Origin of the sequence: Stenotrophomonas sp. C3(2023), from assembly GCF_032911385.1 — a bacterium.
In the GTDB taxonomy this organism is placed as follows: domain Bacteria; phylum Pseudomonadota; class Gammaproteobacteria; order Xanthomonadales; family Xanthomonadaceae; genus Stenotrophomonas.
The window spans coordinates 1-224 of the sequence record NZ_JAWJLO010000025.1 but is presented as its reverse complement, the minus strand read 5'-3'; the positions used below and the strand labels follow the sequence as shown (position 1 = coordinate 224).

At 58.0% G+C, this 224-nt stretch carries 1 pseudogene; it reads right to left on the bottom strand.

Annotation, left to right across the window (positions count from 1 at the left end):
• Positions 1-224, bottom strand: a pseudogene (locus tag RZA67_RS16480) (IS3 family transposase); the annotation flags it as partial.

Genomic DNA, 224 nt, shown 5'->3' with positions numbered 1-224 from the left:
CATAGACCGTGCCGCTCGCCAGCCAGGCGTGCTTGATGAGGCCGCGAAGGCGATCATCTTCACGACGACGCGGTCTGTCTGGATTGCCTGCCCATGCGTAGTACCCACTGCGGTTAACTCCAAGGACTCGGCACATTCTGGTCAGCCTGAAATGCTTCAGATGCTCACGCATGAACGCGTACTTCGCCGTCATCCCTTGGCGAAGTACGCCGCGGCTTTTTTTA